This window comes from Aquimarina sp. 433 (assembly GCF_054054605.1).
The window spans coordinates 353,978-373,660 of sequence record NZ_JBSWZK010000004.1; the positions used below are offsets into that span (position 1 = coordinate 353,978).

General features: G+C 33.8%; 9 protein-coding genes. All 9 read right to left on the minus strand.

The window, feature by feature from the left end; all coding sequences use genetic code 11:
• Nucleotides 1-39: 39 nt before the first annotated feature.
• The gene (locus tag ACWNT5_RS10950) at nt 40-798 is read right to left on the minus strand and encodes a glycoside hydrolase family 16 protein (RefSeq protein ID WP_299600372.1); all 759 of its coding nucleotides are present in this window, start codon (nt 796-798) and stop codon (nt 40-42) included.
• Between the two features lies 1 nt (nt 799).
• Nucleotides 800-3,127, minus strand: coding sequence for a beta-glucosidase BglX (bglX, locus tag ACWNT5_RS10955; protein WP_456517345.1), 2,328 nt, complete (start codon nt 3,125-3,127; stop codon nt 800-802).
• Nucleotides 3,128-3,322: 195 nt separating this feature from the next.
• Nucleotides 3,323-4,939, minus strand: a complete 1,617-nt coding sequence (locus ACWNT5_RS10960; protein WP_456517346.1) for a glycoside hydrolase family 16 protein — start codon at nt 4,937-4,939, stop codon at nt 3,323-3,325.
• Between the two features lie 92 nt (nt 4,940-5,031).
• The gene (locus ACWNT5_RS10965) at nt 5,032-7,089 is read right to left on the minus strand and encodes a PKD domain-containing protein (protein ID WP_456517347.1); all 2,058 of its coding nucleotides are present in this window, start codon (nt 7,087-7,089) and stop codon (nt 5,032-5,034) included.
• Nucleotides 7,090-7,106: 17 nt separating this feature from the next.
• A complete protein-coding gene (locus ACWNT5_RS10970; protein ID WP_456517348.1) occupies nt 7,107-8,543 on the minus strand; it encodes a RagB/SusD family nutrient uptake outer membrane protein in 1,437 nt (478 codons plus the stop codon).
• Nucleotides 8,544-8,582: 39 nt separating this feature from the next.
• The gene (locus ACWNT5_RS10975; protein WP_456517349.1) at nt 8,583-11,600 is read right to left on the minus strand and encodes a SusC/RagA family TonB-linked outer membrane protein; all 3,018 of its coding nucleotides are present in this window, start codon (nt 11,598-11,600) and stop codon (nt 8,583-8,585) included.
• 255 nt (nt 11,601-11,855) lie between these two features.
• The gene (locus tag ACWNT5_RS10980) at nt 11,856-14,663 is read right to left on the minus strand and encodes a triple tyrosine motif-containing protein (protein ID WP_456517350.1); all 2,808 of its coding nucleotides are present in this window, start codon (nt 14,661-14,663) and stop codon (nt 11,856-11,858) included.
• Nucleotides 14,664-16,244, minus strand: a complete 1,581-nt coding sequence (locus ACWNT5_RS10985; protein ID WP_299600352.1) for a solute:sodium symporter family transporter — start codon at nt 16,242-16,244, stop codon at nt 14,664-14,666. It lies immediately after the preceding gene.
• Nucleotides 16,245-16,388: 144 nt separating this feature from the next.
• A complete protein-coding gene (ccsA, locus tag ACWNT5_RS10990; RefSeq protein WP_456517351.1) occupies nt 16,389-19,550 on the minus strand; it encodes a cytochrome c biogenesis protein CcsA in 3,162 nt (1,053 codons plus the stop codon).
• Nucleotides 19,551-19,683 lie beyond the last annotated feature (133 nt).

Consider the following 19,683-nt stretch of genomic DNA (forward strand, 5'->3'; position numbering starts at 1 on the left):
CTAAGGGTAGAATAATATATATAAATCTATAAATCAGTTTTATTGCCAGATTTTGATATAATCGATTTCAAATTCTTTCGGAAAAATCGAATCGTCAACTTCTGGTCCCCCAAAATTACCACCAATTGCAAGATTAATAATTATATAAAATGGTTTATTAAAAGGCCATGTTTGATCATTTTTTATTTCTGGGGAAAATGTATAAACCAGTTGGTCATCTAAATAAAATTCTATCTTTTCGGCTGTCCAAATGCACTTATATATATGAAAACCTTCTTCAATACTATAATTAACAGTTTTCTTAGAGTTGATTGTATTTCCATGACTATCTCTAGTATGTAAAGAAGTATAAATCGTATGAGGTTCCTTACCAACATATTCTAAAATATCTATTTCTCCGCAGTCTGGCCATCCAATTTCATCAATATCTGATCCTAACATCCATACTGCAGGCCATAAACCTTGACCGGTAGGTAATTTTGCTTTTACTTCTATAGTACCATACTGAAACTCTATTTTATCCTTAGTAGTTATTCTCGTAGATTTATATACATCTCCTTTTTTAGTCGCTGTAATAATTAAATTTCCATTTTGTAGTTTGGCATTTTCTCTAGTATAGATTTGCCTTTCATTATTACCCCAACCGCATAAATCGGGACAACCGTCCCCTAGTTGATAGTTCCAAAAAGATTCATTTAATTCCGTTCCATCAAAATTTTCTTCCCAAATAATAGATTTAGAGTCTTGGCAAGACACTAGAAAAAGAGAAATAATAATATAGGTTAAGAGATTTTTCAATTTATTTAAGTTCAAAAGTTGATTTCATTGTTTTGTCAGAACTACCACCCACAAAAACTTCAAATTCTCCAGGTTCGATAATCCAAGTATTTTTATTATCGTAGAAACCAAGCGTTTCCTTATCTAATTCAAAATTTACTGTTTTCGTTTCTCCTGGTTTTAAGGAGATCATCTCGAATCCTTTCAGTTCTTTTACAGGTCTCGTAATACTTGCAAAAAGGTCTCTTATATACAATTGCACCACTTCTTTTCCTTCATAATCTCCAGTATTAGCAAGCTCAATAGACACTAATACTTTTGGATCATTATATGGCTGATTTTCTGTAGTAATTTTTAAATTCGAGTACTCAAAAGTTGTATAACTTAATCCATGACCAAAAGCATATAATGGAGAATTCTTTTGATCTGAATAATGTGACCAGAAAACAATATCTGGTGCTGGTTCCGTTGGCCGACCTGTATTTTTATAATTATAGTAAATAGGTACTTGCCCTACATTTCTAGGAAAAGACATTGGCAATTTACCGCTTGGATTATAATCCCCATATAAAACTTGAGCAATAGCGTTTCCACTTTGTGTTCCTAAATGCCAAGCCTCTACAATAGCTGGTATATGTTCGTCGGCCCAAGGAATGGCCAAAGGTCGTCCGTTATTTAGCACTAAAACAATATTCGTATTCACTTTATATATTGCTTCTAGTAATTCTTGTTGAACTCCTGGTAAATCTAGTTCTGTTCTGCTTCTACCTTCTCCACTTTGAAAACCAATTTCACCTAACACCATAACCACCACATCTGCAGCTTTAGCAGCTTTTATGGCTTCATTAAACTCACCCTTATCAGTGGTATTAATTTTAGTTTCGGTAACAAAAGCAGTATTCCCGATAGAAACATCAGCACCTTTTGCATACTTCAAAGAGTTTCCTTTATACTGCTGCATTCCTTCTAAAACGGATATAGCTGTATTATCATCTGCCGCTATTCGCCAACTTCCTAACGGACTATTTTTATCACTTGCTAATGCACCTATTAAAGCTATTTTTTGTCCTTCTTTCTTAAGAGGAAGTAATTGATTTTCATTTTTAAGTAATACTATGGATTTTTTGGCTATATCTAGAACAGCATCATTATTTTCAGAACTACCTAATACTTCTTTTTCTCTTTTTTCATCACAATATTTATAAGGATCATCAAATAATCCTAGTTCGTACTTGACTCTAAGAATTCTTCGGGCAGCATCGTTAATCAGTTTTTCTTCTACTTTTCCTTCTTTTACTAAATCTGCAAGATGTTCCACATATAAATAAGATTCCATATCCATATCAGACCCAGCATTCGCAGCTAATTCAGCTGCTCTTTTACCATCCTTTGCATATCCATGTGCTATCATTTCGGTAATAGAACCCCAATCGGAAACTATAAAACCTGTAAAATTCCAATCTCCTTTTAAAACATCTCTTTGCAGCATCTTATTACCCGTAGCAGGAATTCCATTAAGTTCATTAAACGAATTCATAAAAGTCTTTACTCCTGCATGATTAGCAGCTCTAAATGGAGGAAAAACAATATTATTTAAGGTAGAAGTACCAATGTCTACGGTATTGTAATCTCTACCAGATTCTGAAAAACCATATCCTGCAAAATGTTTTGCACAAGCAGCTATCGTATAGTTAGCAGATAAATCTTCTCCCTGAAAACCTTGCACTCTGGCTACACCTATTTTAGCACCTAAAAACGGATCTTCGCCACCACCTTCCATAACTCTTCCCCATCGGGCATCTCTAGAGATATCAATCATTGGTGCAAATGTCCAATTAATTCCTGCTGCGGATGCTTCTAAGGCAGCTACCTCAGCAGACTTTTTAATTGCTTCCATATCCCAACTTGCAGACTCTGCCAAAGGAATAGGACTCATTGTTTTATATCCGTGTATGACATCAAAACCTATAATTAAAGGAATTCCTAATCTAGATTCTTCAACAGCAATTTTTTGTACAGCTCTAACATCTTTTACTCCTCGTACATTTAACATCGAGCCTACCCAGCCTTTGCGTAAATGTTCATACTTCTTAGCAGCAGCTCCTTCTTTAGGTTGAGGACCTGTTAGATCCCAGAATCCATTATATTGATTCATTTGTCCTATCTTCTCTTCCAAAGTCATAATACCAAGCAGAGAATCTAGTTTTGATTCAATAGCTTGATCTAATCCTAAAGAAGTATTTGGACTAGCTTCTGTATTTAAATTCATTGTTTTTTCTGATGAAGATGTACAGCTCATTATTAATAAACTAGATAGAATCCCTATGAATATGCTACTTCTCTTTTTCATGCTCTTATATTATTGTTCTAGAGGTCATGTAGAACTCAACAACAATCATTTGTTTGTATGTCAAATTTAATTCAGACTTGTTTCGTTATAAAAGATCTAAGCCTTTTTTTCATAATCTTTGTTTATAGGAAGGCTATATGTGGTAAATAGCCTTCCCCACAAAAAACAATTTAAAAACTAACTTTAACTTTAGTTTTACTGATAAACCCTTACATAATCAATTTCCATTGTGGATTCTACAAAAGCAGGATCAATAGTTCCTCCAAAAGTTCCTCCCATTGCTACATTTAGTATCAAAAAGAAATCATTATTATAAAAAGGTAAATTATTAGCATATGGAAACGTATGATATACGGTACCGTCTATAGAAAAGACTATTTCGGTTGAAGACCATTCTACGCTATACACATGAAAGTCATTTGATGCACCTGAAACAGTAGTTTCTTCAAAAATTGCATTTCCTGCACTATTTCCAGGAAAGTGAAGTGCACTAGAAACAACATCCTGATTATTCCCTACGTGTTCCATAATATCAATCTCACCACAATTTGGCCATCCCACTTCGTTAATATTTGCACCTAACATCCATATGGCAGGCCACGTTCCTCCACCTGTTGGTAATTTTGCTCTAACATCTACTCTACCATAGGTAAACTCAAACAAATCTTGTGTTCTTATTCTAGACGATGTATATCCTCCATTTTCTGCTCTCGCTGTAATTTTTAGTACTCCATCTTCGACTAAAACATTAGAAGGATCATCGGTATAAGATTGCGACTCTCCATTTCCCCACCCATTATCTCCGGTTCCTAAATCATATGTCCAATTTGCTGGATTCGGAGCTCCATTAGCATCAAACTCATCTGACCATACTAAAGTATCAAATGGTGGTTCTCCTACATTTCCAGATCCAGAATCTTCTGGAACAAAAGTATGATACCATGCTAATTGTCCTCCACCAAAATCGCTAGAGACATCCTGAATTCCTCGAATACTTAGTTTGTCTGCAGTTAATTCTATTACTTCATATTCTACAGCTCCAGACCAGTAAGACATGGTGCTATTTTCTACACTAATAACTCTTTTCCCTTCTTCATTTTCGAAAATAACGAAACTACTATTCGTTGCTATCTGATCTGTAATATCTCTACATTCATCTACAAACTGAATTGGAGTATCATTAGGGAAAAACCTCGGAATCTCTGCCCAGTTAATGAAAGTTTGGTTCGCATCGCCCGTAATTAATTCGAAAGTATAATTATCATTAGCGTCATAACTAAATACCAAAACATCATCATAGAGACATGAATTTAATTGGTTAGGCGAAGCAGAAAAGAATTCTGGAAAATCATTTGTAATCGGTCCTACTCCAAAATGTCCTCCTACACCGCGGTCCCAAACCCATCTTTTACTTCCGTCTCCACCAATCATTTGTAATGTTGCTTGATCAATAAATAGCCTTACGTCCAAATCCAATTCTATCGTTTGGGAAGAAGAAGTCCCTCCTGTCCCAAAAGCTACCACGGTAATTAACACCGAATATTGACCAGATTGTGTATATCTAAATGTTTGTGATTCTCCAGGCAATGCTACTGTGGGTTCCCCGTTTTGCGTAAAGAAAATATGAAAATTCAACGCGTTATCAGCCTGCGGTGTAATAGTTACGTTTCCTGTTTGTCCGTCTTCGATGATTGCATCAATCTGAAGATTAGAAGGTGGAATAATTGCACTGAGTTCCGAATCATCATCTTGACAACCTACACAAATCACTAATACAATTATTATTACTATTTTTCTATAAATCTGTATCATTAGATTACCTTTTATTATCTTTTTATTTTTTCTTTCTAATCCTCTATATCAACTCTAAAAACAACTGATATTTATTTTTTTGATATAAGAGATCAAAGGCGTATTAGTCTGTATTGCCAAAATACCCCCGAACCTGCTTCAACGATTACAGACATTGTATTGGTATCTGGGAATGTAACATCATAGGTAATAGCTCCAGGAACTGCTACGTTAGGAAGCTCTCCTTGATTATTTGCCTTAGCTAAACCTATATATGCGCCCGTTCCAGTAATCGTCACTATGCCCGCACTTTGATCATATGCATATGTAGCTGGATTTGATCCATCATGAGGTGCGACAGGAGTACCGCAAGCGTCACCTCCGCCTTGCCATCCTTCAATCCATGATTCACCATTTAATACATTACTAAACGTACCATCTTCACTAAAAACATATAAATCATTATAATAACAAGCTCTTTCTGCAACACAGGCATCATCACAAGCAAACCAACTGGTATCTCCTGGAGCTGGTCCAACCCCTAAAGCTCCTGCTTCTGGTGCTAGTTTCCATACTCCTTCTATTGGCGTGGTATACGTTTCTCTAATTAATCTATATTGCCAAAACACACCTGCTCCAGATTCTACAATGACACTGATTGTATTATTATCTATAAAAGAAATATTATAGGTAATTGAAGAAGGCACTGCTACATTAGGAAGTTCTCCTTGATTATTAGCCTTTGGTAAACCGATATAAGCGCCAGTTCCATTTACTGTTAATGTTCCTGCTGCCTGATCGTACGTATAGGTTGCCGCATTATTTCCATCATAAGGAGCCACAGGTGTTCCACACGCATCACTTCCGCCTTGCCATCCCTCTATCCAAGTTTGATCACCAAGTACATTACTAAATGTCCCATCCGTGTCAAACACATATAAGTCATCATAATAACAAGCTCTTTCAGCAACGCATGCATCATCACAAGCAAACCAACTTGTATCTCCTGGAGCAGGTCCAACACCTAAAGCCCCAGCTTCTGGTGCTAGTTTCCATACTCCCTCTATACTTGCTGTCATATTTGTTGTTAAGGTAACATCATCAAATAAGTATACAGAATCATCACCTGCTACTCCAAAATCGAAGAAAATCACCACCTTTTGATATTCATTATTGGTGTCAATTGCACTAAAATCAAACTCTAATTCTTCCCACTCATTAGCAACGGTATTTATAACATCAACTTCATAACCAATACTAGCATCTGTTGCATTTTCAACTTTAAGTTTTACCGTAATTCCACTTTTAGGAGCAAATACTTTTACTCTAAATAATTTATTAGTAGAAAAATCTATTGGGTTTTCTAATTGCAAAAATGTTCCTGCCCATACTTCAGCTCCTGTTGGTTTCGTTAATTGTCCAACTCTGGCACTAGTATTAATATCCAATTGATTAGGATTATCTATAACCTGTGCAGTTGCATTTCCAAAACTTGTAAATCCGTAATTAATAGTAAATGATTCAAAATCTATTGGCAATGTTACCGGATCTGTAGCTGCTGTTATGGTTACTAGTTGTGTAGTTTCTGTTGTAGCTGCTCCTGCACCTCTGGCAACTACTCTTACGGTATAATCACCTGGGTTTTCATAGGTATGTTCAACCGTTTCACCAGGCATTATTATTGTTGGCTCCTCATTTTCAACATCACCAAAATACACATCAAACAAAGTAGCAAAATCTGCACTAGCACTCACTCTTACTATTGCAGGATTAACAGTATCCTGATCTAAGGTTACTACCAAATTTTCTGGTGCTCTGAAAGATACTACTACTACTTGCGAAAACTCACTAGTTAGTCCAGTTGCTCCAACAGCTACTACTCTAGCAGTATATGTTCCTTCTTGATAAATATGCTCAGCAGTGCTTCCTGGTGATATTACAGTAGCTTCTTCATTATCCGTATCACCAAAATATATTTCGAAAGAAGAAGCACTTGTAGCACTTGGTGTGATTGAAACTAATCCAGTATCATCTTGTGTAATATCAAAAACTGCATTTACATTTGTAGGTGCTGATATTCCTTCAAATGCGTAAGAAATATCATCATCATTACATCCAACAAAAATAGATGCAAGTATCGTTAGTATTGGTATAAATTTTAATAATCTCATTTTCTTATCATTTTTTTTTAGTATCCTGGATTTTGTTCCCATCTATTTCCTGCTAATTGTATTTCTATCAATGGTATTGGAAAAACCTCATGTTTTCCAGTAACGAAACCATCTATTTCTGTAGCTGCGCGTCCTGTTCTTACCAAATCAAAAAAGTGATGCCCTTCTCCCACTAACTCAACTCTCCTTTCTTGATAGATCGCATCTGTTAACGAAGTTCCTGTAGCAGTTACATCCGCTAGTTGTGCTCTTGTCCTTACTCTATTCAAATAGGTTTGTGCAATACCATCGTTACTTGGAGATTTTCTATTATGTGCTTCTGCTGCCATTAATAGAACATCTGCGAAACGAATAGCTCTATAATTATTAGGATTGGTAAGATTAGCATCTCCTGTATTCAAATCTCCCTGACGTGCAATGTATTTTCTATTATAATATCCTGTATGCTCAAAACCTGTAGAAAAAGTAGCCCCTTGTGCTGCTGCCCAAGCATCAATATCCAGGATAGCAACATCTAACCTTATATCGCCAGCTTCGAAAGCATCCACAACTTCTTGAGTAGGTATATTAAAACTAAAACCAGAATCAAATAGTGGTCCTGAATAATTTCTAATTCCATTGAAACCAACTGCTACATTCCCTTCGCTACACTGCAAACAACCAAAACCTGCTCCTTCGACATCTGTATACTGAACTTCAAAAACGGATTCTATATTATTTTCACCTTCTTGTTCAAAAATAGTATCGTAATCATCCACTAAATCATATGGCCCAGTAATTACTAAGTCTAAAACATCAGCAGCTTCACTAAACTTATCCTGAAACAAATAGACTTTACCCAGTAATGCTCTTGCAGCACCTTGTGTTACTCTACCGATTTCTGACTGAACTGCCGGTAGATTTTCTGAAGCGAATAACAAATCTTCTTCTATAAGTACATATACATCTTCTTTTGGAGAGCGATCTATTTCAGTTTCTTCTCCAAATAGAATTCTTTTATCTATCGCAAGAGGAACATCTCCAAACCATTTCACCAATTCGAAATAATAATAAGCTCTTAGAAAACGGGTTTGTGCAATCACCTCTTCTTTTCCCGGAAAATCTGTTTTATCCTGAAACTCCATGATATAATTGGCTCTATTCACTCCAGCATACATCCAATTCCAAATATCTCTTAATTGTGCATTTACAGGAGTATGTATCATATCGTCTATCTCTTGTATTCCTGGTACATCTGTAGCACTTTCTCCTCCTGCCAATGTATTATCGGATGCTATCTCACCTAACATGACATTTATGTAAGTAGACTGTAATAGATCATATGTCCCAATTAAAGCACTCTGATAGTCCTCTTCGCTGTTAAAAAAGTCTTCTGAATTCTCATCTTCTGAAGCTACATCCACAAAATCATCACTACATCCCATAAGAACAGATCCTATTAATACTAGGGACATGATTAATTGTTTGTGATACTTTATCTTTTTCATGTTTGACTAAAATTTAAGATTAACACCTAATAAATATGTTCTTGGTACTGGATAAAAACCTTGGTCTATTCCTCCACCGATAGGCGCACCGGAAGATGCTGCCGGATCATACCCTTGATATTCTGTAAATGTGTATAGGTTATTTATAGAAGCATATACTCTAAACTTATCGATACCTATAGGTTGCATATATTGATCAGAAAAAGTATATCCTAATTGTATATTTTGAATTCTTAGATAAGATCCATCTTCTACGTAAAAACTTGAGAATAAATTATTAGAATTGGCACCTGTTGTTACTCTAGGAAACTGATTAGTAGATCCTTCTCCAGTCCAACGATCTAAGAACCCTGTTCTTCTGTTCACTAAGGGCTGATTACGTTCATAATTCCTGATAATATCATTACCTAATGATGCGAATGCATATGCTGTAAAGTCAATATTCTTATATTCGAAACCAATATTTAATCCCATGGTTACATCTGGGATAGGATTTCCAATATCTGTTCTATCATCTGAATTAATTTCTCCATCACCATTCACATCTACATATCTAAGATCTCCTGGTGCTGCATTTGCCTGAGTCGCATGAGCATCTACTTCTGCTTGATTCTGAAAAACACCATCGGTTTGTAATCCGAAGAAATATCCTATAGGTTTACCGGCTTCCATTCTTGATGGAGGATCCTGTCCTACTCCAAATGAACCTCCTGCGATAAAACTATTATCACTATTTACGGCTATTACTTCATTATCAATTGTCGTTAAATTGAAACTTGCATTTAATTTGAAGTTTTCAGAAAAACGATCATTATAACTAATCAGGAATTCATATCCTTTATTTTCCACAATACCTGCATTAATGATAGGTGGAGCTGATCCCGGAGCAGCGACTCCTAAAATTCCTGAAACGGGTGCCACTACCAACAAATCTTCTGTACGCTTTTTGAAATAATCAAAGGTGATATCGATTTTATTATCCCAAAATCTGGTATCAAAACCAATATCTAATGTTTTTTGTTGTTCCCACTTAATTTCTGGGTTAGAAAGTTGTCCTATTGCAGTACCAAATAATAACTCATCGTTAATTACGTAAGCTCCTTCTCCATTTAATAAAGAAACAAATCCAAAATCTCCGATTCTATCATTTCCTATAACTCCATAACTTCCTCTAATTTTTAGAAAGTTTAACCAACTACTATCATTCAGAAAGGATTCATCAGATACCACCCATCCTACTGAAGCAGAAGGAAAATATCCGAACTTATTTTTGGGACCAAATTTTGTAGAACCATCCCTACGCAAAACGGCAGAGAATAAATACTTTCCTTTATATCCGTATTGTAATCTGGTAAAATATGATAAGAGTCTACTATCAAATTCATTTCCTCCATTCTGAAAATTATTTACTACATCAGAGGCCTGAGAAATGTTAGCATTTGAATAAGAATTGTCTATAATATCAAAACCCGTGAAACTTGTAAAAGTTCCCGTTGTTTTAAAAACTGACATTCCTAATAATACCTTTACATCATGATCATCTGCAAATATCTTTTCGTACTTTAAAAAGTTATCCCAAGTAAAATCCCTAAAGAAATTTTTGAATTCCGTAACGTTACTTCTATCTACATTAAATACCTTTCCAGATCCATAAAATACTTCTGGAGAAAATACTTTTCCGTCTACCTCGGAATAATTAAACTGAAACTTCGATTCTGCTGTGAAATTATTTAGAAAATCATAACGAAGACCAAATGTAGCTCCTATTCTATTTACTTGTGTCTTATTGAATGTGTTTTCTATCTGAGCTACAGGATTAATAACTTCATTTCCTAAACCTTCCGCCAATGTAAAATCTCCATTCTCGTCTCTAACAGATAAAGTTGGAGCCATATTTAAGGCATTAAACAATACCGATCCCAATGTATTTTCTAATAAAGTTTTTCTATTTGTTTGTGTAAAAATCCCGGAAGTTGTGAACTTAAAGTTTTTGGCAAAATCTAAACTATAATTTAATCGTCCTGTAAAACGATCAAAATTAGCATCAGAACCACCTACAATCCCATCTTGTGATAAATAAGAAACTCCTCCCGCATATGTAGATTTTTCTCCTCCACCAGATAGGTTAAAATTAATATTGGAAATCGCAGCGGTTCTAAAAATTTCATCTTGCCAATCAGTACCTTCTCCCAATGTTGTAAAGTTTGGAAAAGGTGGTGTACTTCCTCCAGCTGCAAATGCTTCGTTTATAATAACCCCATATTCTGTAGCATTTAGTACGGGTAATCTTCTAGTCGTTTCTTGAAAACCCGCATAAGAATCCAATTCAAATTTTAGATCTGTATTTTTATATCCTGACTTTGTTGTTATCAGAATAACACCATTTGCGGCTCGTACTCCATAAATACCTGCTGTAGCATCTTTAAGTACATTAATACTCTCTATATCATTTGGGTTTAAAACACTTAGATCCTCTATCACATTACCATCTACCAAAATCAAAGGTCTACTATCGCCATTCGTAGAAATTCCACGTATAGAAATGGTAGAACCACTTCCTGGAGAACTTGATTGTGTGGTAATATTTACACCTGCTACTTGTCCTTGCAACGCTTGCTCTACCCTAACAGGGTTTAACTCTTCTATCGTTTCAGAACCAACTACAGAAACCGCTCCTGTAATTTCTTTTTTAGTTTGAGAACCATATCCTATAACGATTACTTGTTCTAAAGATTGACTATCTTCTTGCATGGTTACATTAATCTCAGAATTCTGTCCTACCTTTATTTCTTGAGTTGTAAAACCGATATACGAAAAAACTAATGTGCTTCCGATGGAAACATTATTTAGTGTATAGTTTCCATTAAAATCAGTAACTGCTCCATTAGATGTGTTTTTCACAATTACGTTCACACCTGGCAATTCTAAACCAGTTGCATCTTTTACCTTCCCATTAACATTAATTTCTTGAGCACTTATAATTGTTGTCAAAAAAACAACAATTAAGAAATATGCAATTTTCATAAGCTTTTTTCTTTGAATTACTCAAATTTAGCCACGAATGTTAAGAAATCATTAATAAGAGGCCACAACAAAAAACATACAGTAAAGAAGTTTTTTTTAATAATATCTTATGAATTTATCATAAAACGCAGTAAAATCAATAGCTGTTAAGGGTTCGAAGACTTTTGAAAAAAGCGGAACAAAATCTAGTTTGTATACGTACTACAACGTTAGAGTATAGGTAATGTTGAGGTGATTTTTAAGGATGTTGTAGTCTTAAATTTCTAAGATGTAGTTTACCAAACTATCTGAATGCTCTAACTCCAACTTTTTTCTTAAACGATATCGTTTAATTTCGACACTTCGCACAGAAATATTTAATAATGGTGCAATTTCTTTAGATGATAAATTGAGCCTTAAATAGGTGCAAAACCTTAAATCATGAGGCGTTAAATTCGAATGTTTGGCTTTTAGTTTTTTTAGAAAATCTTTATCTACATTATTAAAGGCCTCTTCAAAATGTCTCCAATCGTCTTTATTGTTTAAATTTCTGTCAATAATACGCTCTACATTTTTTAAACCATTAGTCTCTTGATGTGATTTTTGAAGTTCTTTTTTAATCGTATTTAAGATTTCATTCTTTTTAATAATACTCATTGTCGAAGACGCCAACTCTCTATTCTTACTTTCAATATCCTGAGTTAACTTTTCATTATTCAATTTCATTATCTCCCTCTCATTCTCTAACTGTCTAAGCTCTAACTGTTTTTTATTTTCCTCTACCAGTTTCTCTTTCTGCTTAGTATAATATCGATTATAAGCTTTATTAATAGCAAACAAAGCAGCCAAAAACATGATTGAATATAATATAATGGCAAATACCGAAAAATACCATGGTCTATCGATAGTAAACTCATAAATCATTTCTTCAGCAGTTACATCATTACCAATTTTAGCTCTTACAACAAATTTGTATTCTCCAAAAGGCAAATTCTCAAAAACCTTACTAGTCTCTGTTGTCCATGCACTCCAATCCTCATAAAACCCTTCTAGCTTGTATTGAAACTTCGAGATGAGATATTTATCATATTCTGGGATGGTATACGAAAAAGAAATTGTATTAAGGTTTGATCTAAAAACTGGATCTCCTTGAGAAATATCTACTTTTTTAAATTCGGTATCTTTTTGTTTTACTTCTACATTCTCAAGAATAATAGTATGATTTTCTGAGTGAACTTTAGAAATATCTAACACGATATAACCATCTGTAGTACCCAATAAGTAAGTATCATCTTTTAGATGCAACATATTCTCATAACCTATCATTTCCTTTCGCAAAGTATACGGTATTGGTATTTTTTTAGCATCCAAATTTTCTGAAAATTGACTTTGAAAAATGTAATTCAATTCATTTTCTGCAAAACTCCAAAGCCCTCCTTTATTATCTTTTACCAATCTCCCTACATTATCTTTTTGAACACCAAAAGCTTCATTAATTATGTTAGTTTTATTAAATTTTTGTTCCTTTTTATTGTAGTGAAAGACACCTTTGTCATGGACATAGAAAAAATCATCTTTGTAGGTTATTATTCTGGAGTTCTTTCCTTTTGGTGTTAGCGTATCTTTAGATACTGTTTGTATTCTAGTAAAGTTAGTATCAAGTGTTAATTGAAAAAGTCCCTTATATTCATGATTAATCCAAAACTTATCATCATAAAATTCTAAAAATCTAGCAGAATAATCAAAGCCTTCTATTTTATGTTTAAGTCCCCAGCTGTCATTCTTTTTTTCTAAAATACTAAGCCCCGTATAATGCCCCTGTAACAACCAATTTGGATGATTTGGTAAGGTTCTAAATATCCATGTCCCTCCTACTTCACTAATCAATTTAGAACCACCTTTATTTATAAGAAAAGTACCAGCGTCGTGTCCGCAAAATAATGTGTTATCATACGTAAAAAGATTCCAGACTTGCCCATTGGTTCCTTCTACAAATTTAAACTCTTCGGTTTCATCAAGTTTTTTATAAAACAAGCCTTGATTTGTTCCTAAGTATAAATGGCCGTCAAAAATGATCGTTGTATAAACAGTTCCTATTACTCCTTTATCGTCATAAAAACTTTGTACCGCTGATTTTATATTTAAACAATTAATCCCTTTATCTAAACCTAACCAAATGTTTCCTTCTACATCCTCAAAAGATGATAAAACTGTATTATTACTTAAGCCTTTGGCTTGATTAATTTGAAAAACAATCTCTCCTTTCGGATCAAAATACATTACTCCTTTAGAAATTGTTCCCAATACAAAACCTCCATCTTTAAGTATCGTACAACTATAAACTGTGGTATTCTCTAATAGATTATCCGACGGTATTTCCCATCTATTTATATTATCACCGGAAAGAGTAAAAAATCCTTTAGTTGCAGTAAGTAAAATGATTTCATTCTGATATTTTGAAATACTAACTATTTTATCATTTATAATTTCGGGATTATCTATAACTAGTATTGGTTTCCCTTTAACTATCTTATAGATTCCGTGTGATACATCCTGATAATAAATACTTCCATTAACATTAAATATATTGGTAATAGTAAGATTAGCATCTATAAATGAAATTTCCTCTGTATTGGTATTATAAAGATAAATTCTGTTTAATGACTGAAATAAAATCCATTCATCCTGATTAATGATATGCCAAAATTGCTCATCCTCGATAAGTTTGTCCTGAAGTTTTTTTGTTAAAGAGGAATATTCTAGTTTGCCAAAGTTATTTTTTTTCCAGTATCCAAAATCCATATAGAAGCCCGTATAAATACGATCGCCTATTACTTTTACAGATCGCATTACGGTTTCATTTGGTGTAGGATACAATTCCCAATTGGCTCCATTATATTCTAACAGTCCTTTATTATTGGCTATATAAACATACTTGTTAGCAGCCTGGGAAATTGACCAATTTTGAGTTTCTGCACCATAAACTTCGGGCAAATACACCTCTATTGGAGGTAACTCCTGACCAACTATAAAAGTCGGAAGTACATAAAATAGAATTAAAAATATGCTTTTTCTAATACTCAATTAATTAAAATAGATGTAAGTAGATATCACTATTAAACATATGACAGCTCCTACCACTTTGGTATATTTCCAAGGAGTAATATCTACTTCTTTTGTATACTGCTGTTCATACGCCTCTTCTCTAGGATACAATTTACCAATAATTAACATGATAATTATGTTAACCACAAAAAGAATCGCCATCACATGTAAAAAATGAGGAAGTTCTTTATTTATAAAAACGAACTCATCTAAAAGTATATAAAGCACATATAATAGTACTCCAGAAACCAAACCAACTTTAGCAGCAATAGAAGGAACCTTCTTAGTAAGATATCCCACAACAATAATTGTTAAAATAGGAATACTATAACATCCATTTATTTTCTGGAGATACGTAAAGATACTTTCTGCTTGTGCTAAAAAAGGAGCTACTAACATTGCTAATATTGCTAAAACAACACCAAAACTTTTTCCTGCTTTTACCACTTGCTTTTCACTTGCATTTTTATTGAAATATTCTTTATAGATATCTATTCCAAAAAGTGTCACGGAACTATTTAAGGCGCTATTAAAAGAACTCAAGATCGCTCCAAATAATACTGCAGCAAAGAAACCAACTAAAGAAAGAGGCAATACTCGGCTAACTAACTTTGGATAAGCTTCATCTGCAGTAGTGAGCTCTCCTTTAAAAATATGAAAAGCGATTATTCCTGGTAATACCACAATAATTGGCCCTAGTATTTTTATAAAAGATCCTAATAATAGTCCTTTTTGCCCTTCTTTTAAATTTTTTGCTCCTAATGCTCTTTGTATAATAGCCTGATTAGTTCCCCAATAAAATAACTGAACTAACATCATTCCTGTAAAAATAGTTGCAAAAGGAATTGATGATTCATTTGAACCAACTGCATTAAATTTTTCTGGATGAGATGTCATAAGAACACTAATCCCTTCAGTAATACTTCCTTCTCCTATTTCTAGTAATCCAAAAACAGGAATCATAATACCCCCTATTAATAATCCAACTGCATTAATTGTATCCGAAACTGCCACTGCTTTTAGTCCTCCAAAAATTGCATAAATGGATCCTATAATTCCAATACCGAAAACACAAATCCAAATAGATGTATCTTTAGAAACCCCTAACATTTCTGGAACATTGAACATAGTAGTGATAGCAAGAGAACCTGTGTACAATACCACCGGTAAAAAAACCACAACATATCCTGACAAAAACAGTACAGAAGTAAAAGCTTTTGTAGTTGTATCATAACGTCTTTCTAGAAACTGGGGTACTGTAGTAATACCTCCTTTAAGATATCTTGGTAATAAAAAAATAGCAGTGATCACCATAGCAATAGCAGCTAAAGTCTCCCATGCCATTACCAAAATCCCTTCTGAATAAGAAGATCCATTTAAACCTACTATTTGTTCTGTAGACAGATTGGTTAATAATAAAGATCCCGCAATGACAACAGCTGTTAAACTACGTCCACCTAAAAAATAACCGTCTGAAGAAGTTTCGTCTGTTTTTCTTGTAGCTAAATAAGAAATAACCGCAACTAAAAGTGTGAAACCTACAAAAGAAATGATACCCATTTTATAATTTTAATGATTTGTTAACACCATAAAAATATCAGTTATCATTTAATACTATTAAAGATTATATTAAAAAAATACGAATGTATAGTTTTTGTATAGGTCTTTTTGCGAATAACCCAATGAAATACAAATTGTTATAAATTATGCTTTCTTATAGTGTATTGTATATCTCCAATAAGAAAAAGCTCCTAAAACTGCCCATGCTATGAAACTATAATACACAGCACTTGGAGTTACAACCTGATCTCCACTAGCATAAGAATGTAACCCTTTTAGATAGAAATTCACTCCAAAATAAGTCATCAAAATCGATCCTACGGCCAAAACTGACATTAAGTTAAAAAACCATCTACCTCTTAAACCAGGAACTAATCTCATGTGTATTACAAAAGCATATACCATAATACTCACTAATGCCCAAGTTTCTTTAGGATCCCATCCCCAGTAACGCCCCCAACTTTCGTTTGCCCACATTCCACCTAAGAAATTACCGATGGTTAACATCACTAACCCTATAGTTAAAGCCATTTCATTAATAATAGTAATCTCTTTGATAGTTAGATCCATTCTTTTTTTATTTGATTTTGTGGTTAATACCATCAATAAAAGCGAGAGTATTCCTAGAATTGCTCCAACAAAGAATGGTCCATAACTAGCAACTATAATAGACACATGAATTAGTACCCAATACGAATCTAATACCGGTTGTAGGTTAGCGATCGCAGGATCTGTCCAGTTCTCGTGTGCAAAAAATAGTATAATTGCAGCTACAAAAGCGGTTGCAGCTACAGTAAGACTACTTTTCTTACCAAATGCCAATCCTAAAGCCATAGTAGCCCAAGCGACATATATCATGGATTCGTAAGCATCACTCCAAGGAGCATGACCTGAAACATACCATCTAATAATTAAACCAGAAGTGTGAATCATAAAAATAAGTACGGTAATTCCTGTAAAAACCTGTATTAAGAACTTTACGAACTTATTCTTGTGGAAAAATATTCCAAAAATGATGATTAAAATGAATAAGACACTTGTTAATCCATAATAGCGATATAAAGTTCTAAAAATATCGTATTTATTAAGAGCTATTTCCGCTTGTATCTTTTCGTCTTTTGGCATTACTTCACTTCCAAACTTATTCTGGAATGATTTAATACTTTCTATATACTGTTCTGGTTTGCTATAATCTCCTGTTTTTCTTGCTTCCTGTAATGACTGTATGTAGATTGGAATGATCTGTTTAGTGTATACAGAATCCATCCCCGTAAACTTATACTCATTTAATTGAGGTACAGAAACCCATTTATTACCTTCGTCATTTGGTACAGGAAATATTCTAAGAATACCGCCACCTAACGCTTGATTTAATAAATAAAACTTATCATGGGTTTTCAAAAAGTCTTTTTCAAAACTACTCGGTGTACTTGTACTACTTGCTTTTTCTAAGTAAGGATCTAATTTATACGATCCATCTTGCTCTACCAAGTCAATTAGAGACACTCTTCTTTCTGATTTAGAAACTCCTAAAATCTTACGCAAACTATCATTTTCTCGTTGAATCTCAATAATCGGAATGCTATACCATATAAATGGATTCTCTATCATGGAAACAAATACTTGGTCCGCCGTTAATCCTTCATAAGTATCTTTTTTACTTAATTTTCGAAGTAACTCTGAAGAAAATGTATTTACAGGTTTCATTCTACCACGCTCGTCCTGAATAACAATACTTCCAAATTTTGCAGCATGTTCCTTGCTTACAGCATTTGCCTTAATAATAGAATCAAGTTTCGCTTTACTCGGTAGCGTTTGCAAATGATTTACATGGTCTATTTGTTCTTGAGCAAAAGAAAAACTACTGGTCACCAATGCTAGTAGGATAGCTAAATTTTTCTTTTTCGACTTTACCTTATTCAACATCTTCTCAAGATCTTTAAATCTAGATCCTCTTGTAAATAAAATTAACATGAGCCCAAGATATAATAGCAAATATCCAGCATAGGTTATCATAGTACCCCAATAATCATGACTTACAGACAATATCGTAGTTTTCTCATCTGGTTCAAAAGATGCCTGAAAAAAACGATATCCTTTATGATCCAATACATGATTCATATAGATATCATAAGGCTCTGGAGTTTTATTTTCTTCTACAATATCAACCTTGCTCATAAATGACTTATACACCTTTTGAGTTCCTGGCTGTTTCTCAGCAATGAAATCATTAAGTTTTAAAGCAAAAGGTAGCTCCAATCGCTTCGATCCATAGCTAAAATACATATCCAAACCACCAAGAGAAACTTTTTGCATATCATTAGCATATCCTTTTCCTCCTAGCAATTTCACCTCTTTTGTTTCTCCCTTAGTAGTAACATCCAAAATTAACGCATCTTGTTGTCCTTTGTCTTTTACTTCGATAGGAACTACATCGTATATCCCAGTAATTACCGGATCAGGAATTACAAACTGCATTCCTGCTGTTTGATACAATGACCTTAACATTAAGGGCTGTAGACTATCTTTAACTACCAAACCTTGTTTTTGATCAGCCATTCTCAAAAATGAACCATCAAAAGGAGATTCTATATAATACTCATCGTCCTTATAAGTAATGTTAATAGCTCCTTTTGTAGGTACATTAAAAGCTACTAAAATATTGTGTATGTTAGAAACCTCCCCTTCTTTTAAGTAATGCTCATGTCTGCTTCCATCACCTGCTTCCACGATCTTTAGATAATTATCACCTTCTTCTGTTTCTACTAAGCCCATTTCTGCGCCAGTGATATAATCTTTATAGGTTATCGTAACAGGCTGCTTGTTATAATCGGTATTTATAACAAAATGGTTATTTGTTGCTTCTGTAAGTTCTAATTGCTCAGAAAGAGGTCTTCTTCTTGGCTCTCCATTTATTTCACCGTCCAAAAAAATAGTTAGGTAAGTTCTTTCTGAAAGAAATTCTGAAGTAGTTTCTCCCTCTCTTATAGGCATCACACCTTCATAACTAATATATCTTGTGATAAAAGCTCCTAAGAGAATCAAAATAAAAGAAAGATGTAAAAGCAATGTTGCCCACTTCTCTTTCTTATATAATTGATAACGAACAATATTCCCGCAAAAATTAATCATAAAAAAGGCCATAATTGCTTCAAACCACCAAGTATTATATATCCAAATCCTTGCTGCTGTTGTTCCATAGCCATCCTCTAAAAATGTACCCACTGCCATAGCAACAGCGAAAATTATAAACAGAATTGCCATTAATCTTGTAGAAAATAAAATACTTGCTAATCTCTTTTGCATTGTAACTTTTTTAGCTCGGCAAATTTAATGTTTTTGAAAGGATAATTGTATACGATCACATTCCTATTTTGATCCTTTTAACAGAACTATAAAACTTGTCTAATTTTTGAAGGATCTTCCTTATTTTAGCCAA

Excerpts from the sequence above, each read along its gene's own strand:
- ACWNT5_RS10970 (WP_456517348.1), bottom strand. The coding sequence starts at position 8,543 with ATGTCCCTAGTATTAATAGGATCTGTTCTTATGGGATGTAGTGATGAT.
- ACWNT5_RS10960 (WP_456517346.1), bottom strand. The coding sequence starts at position 4,939 with ATGATACAGATTTATAGAAAAATAGTAATAATAATTGTATTAGTGATT.
- bglX (WP_456517345.1), bottom strand. The coding sequence starts at position 3,127 with ATGAAAAAGAGAAGTAGCATATTCATAGGGATTCTATCTAGTTTATTA.
- ccsA (WP_456517351.1), bottom strand. The coding sequence starts at position 19,550 with ATGCAAAAGAGATTAGCAAGTATTTTATTTTCTACAAGATTAATGGCA.
- ACWNT5_RS10975 (WP_456517349.1), bottom strand. The coding sequence starts at position 11,600 with ATGAAAATTGCATATTTCTTAATTGTTGTTTTTTTGACAACAATTATA.
- ACWNT5_RS10965 (WP_456517347.1), bottom strand. The coding sequence starts at position 7,089 with ATGAGATTATTAAAATTTATACCAATACTAACGATACTTGCATCTATT.
- ACWNT5_RS10985 (WP_299600352.1), bottom strand. The coding sequence starts at position 16,244 with ATGGGTATCATTTCTTTTGTAGGTTTCACACTTTTAGTTGCGGTTATT.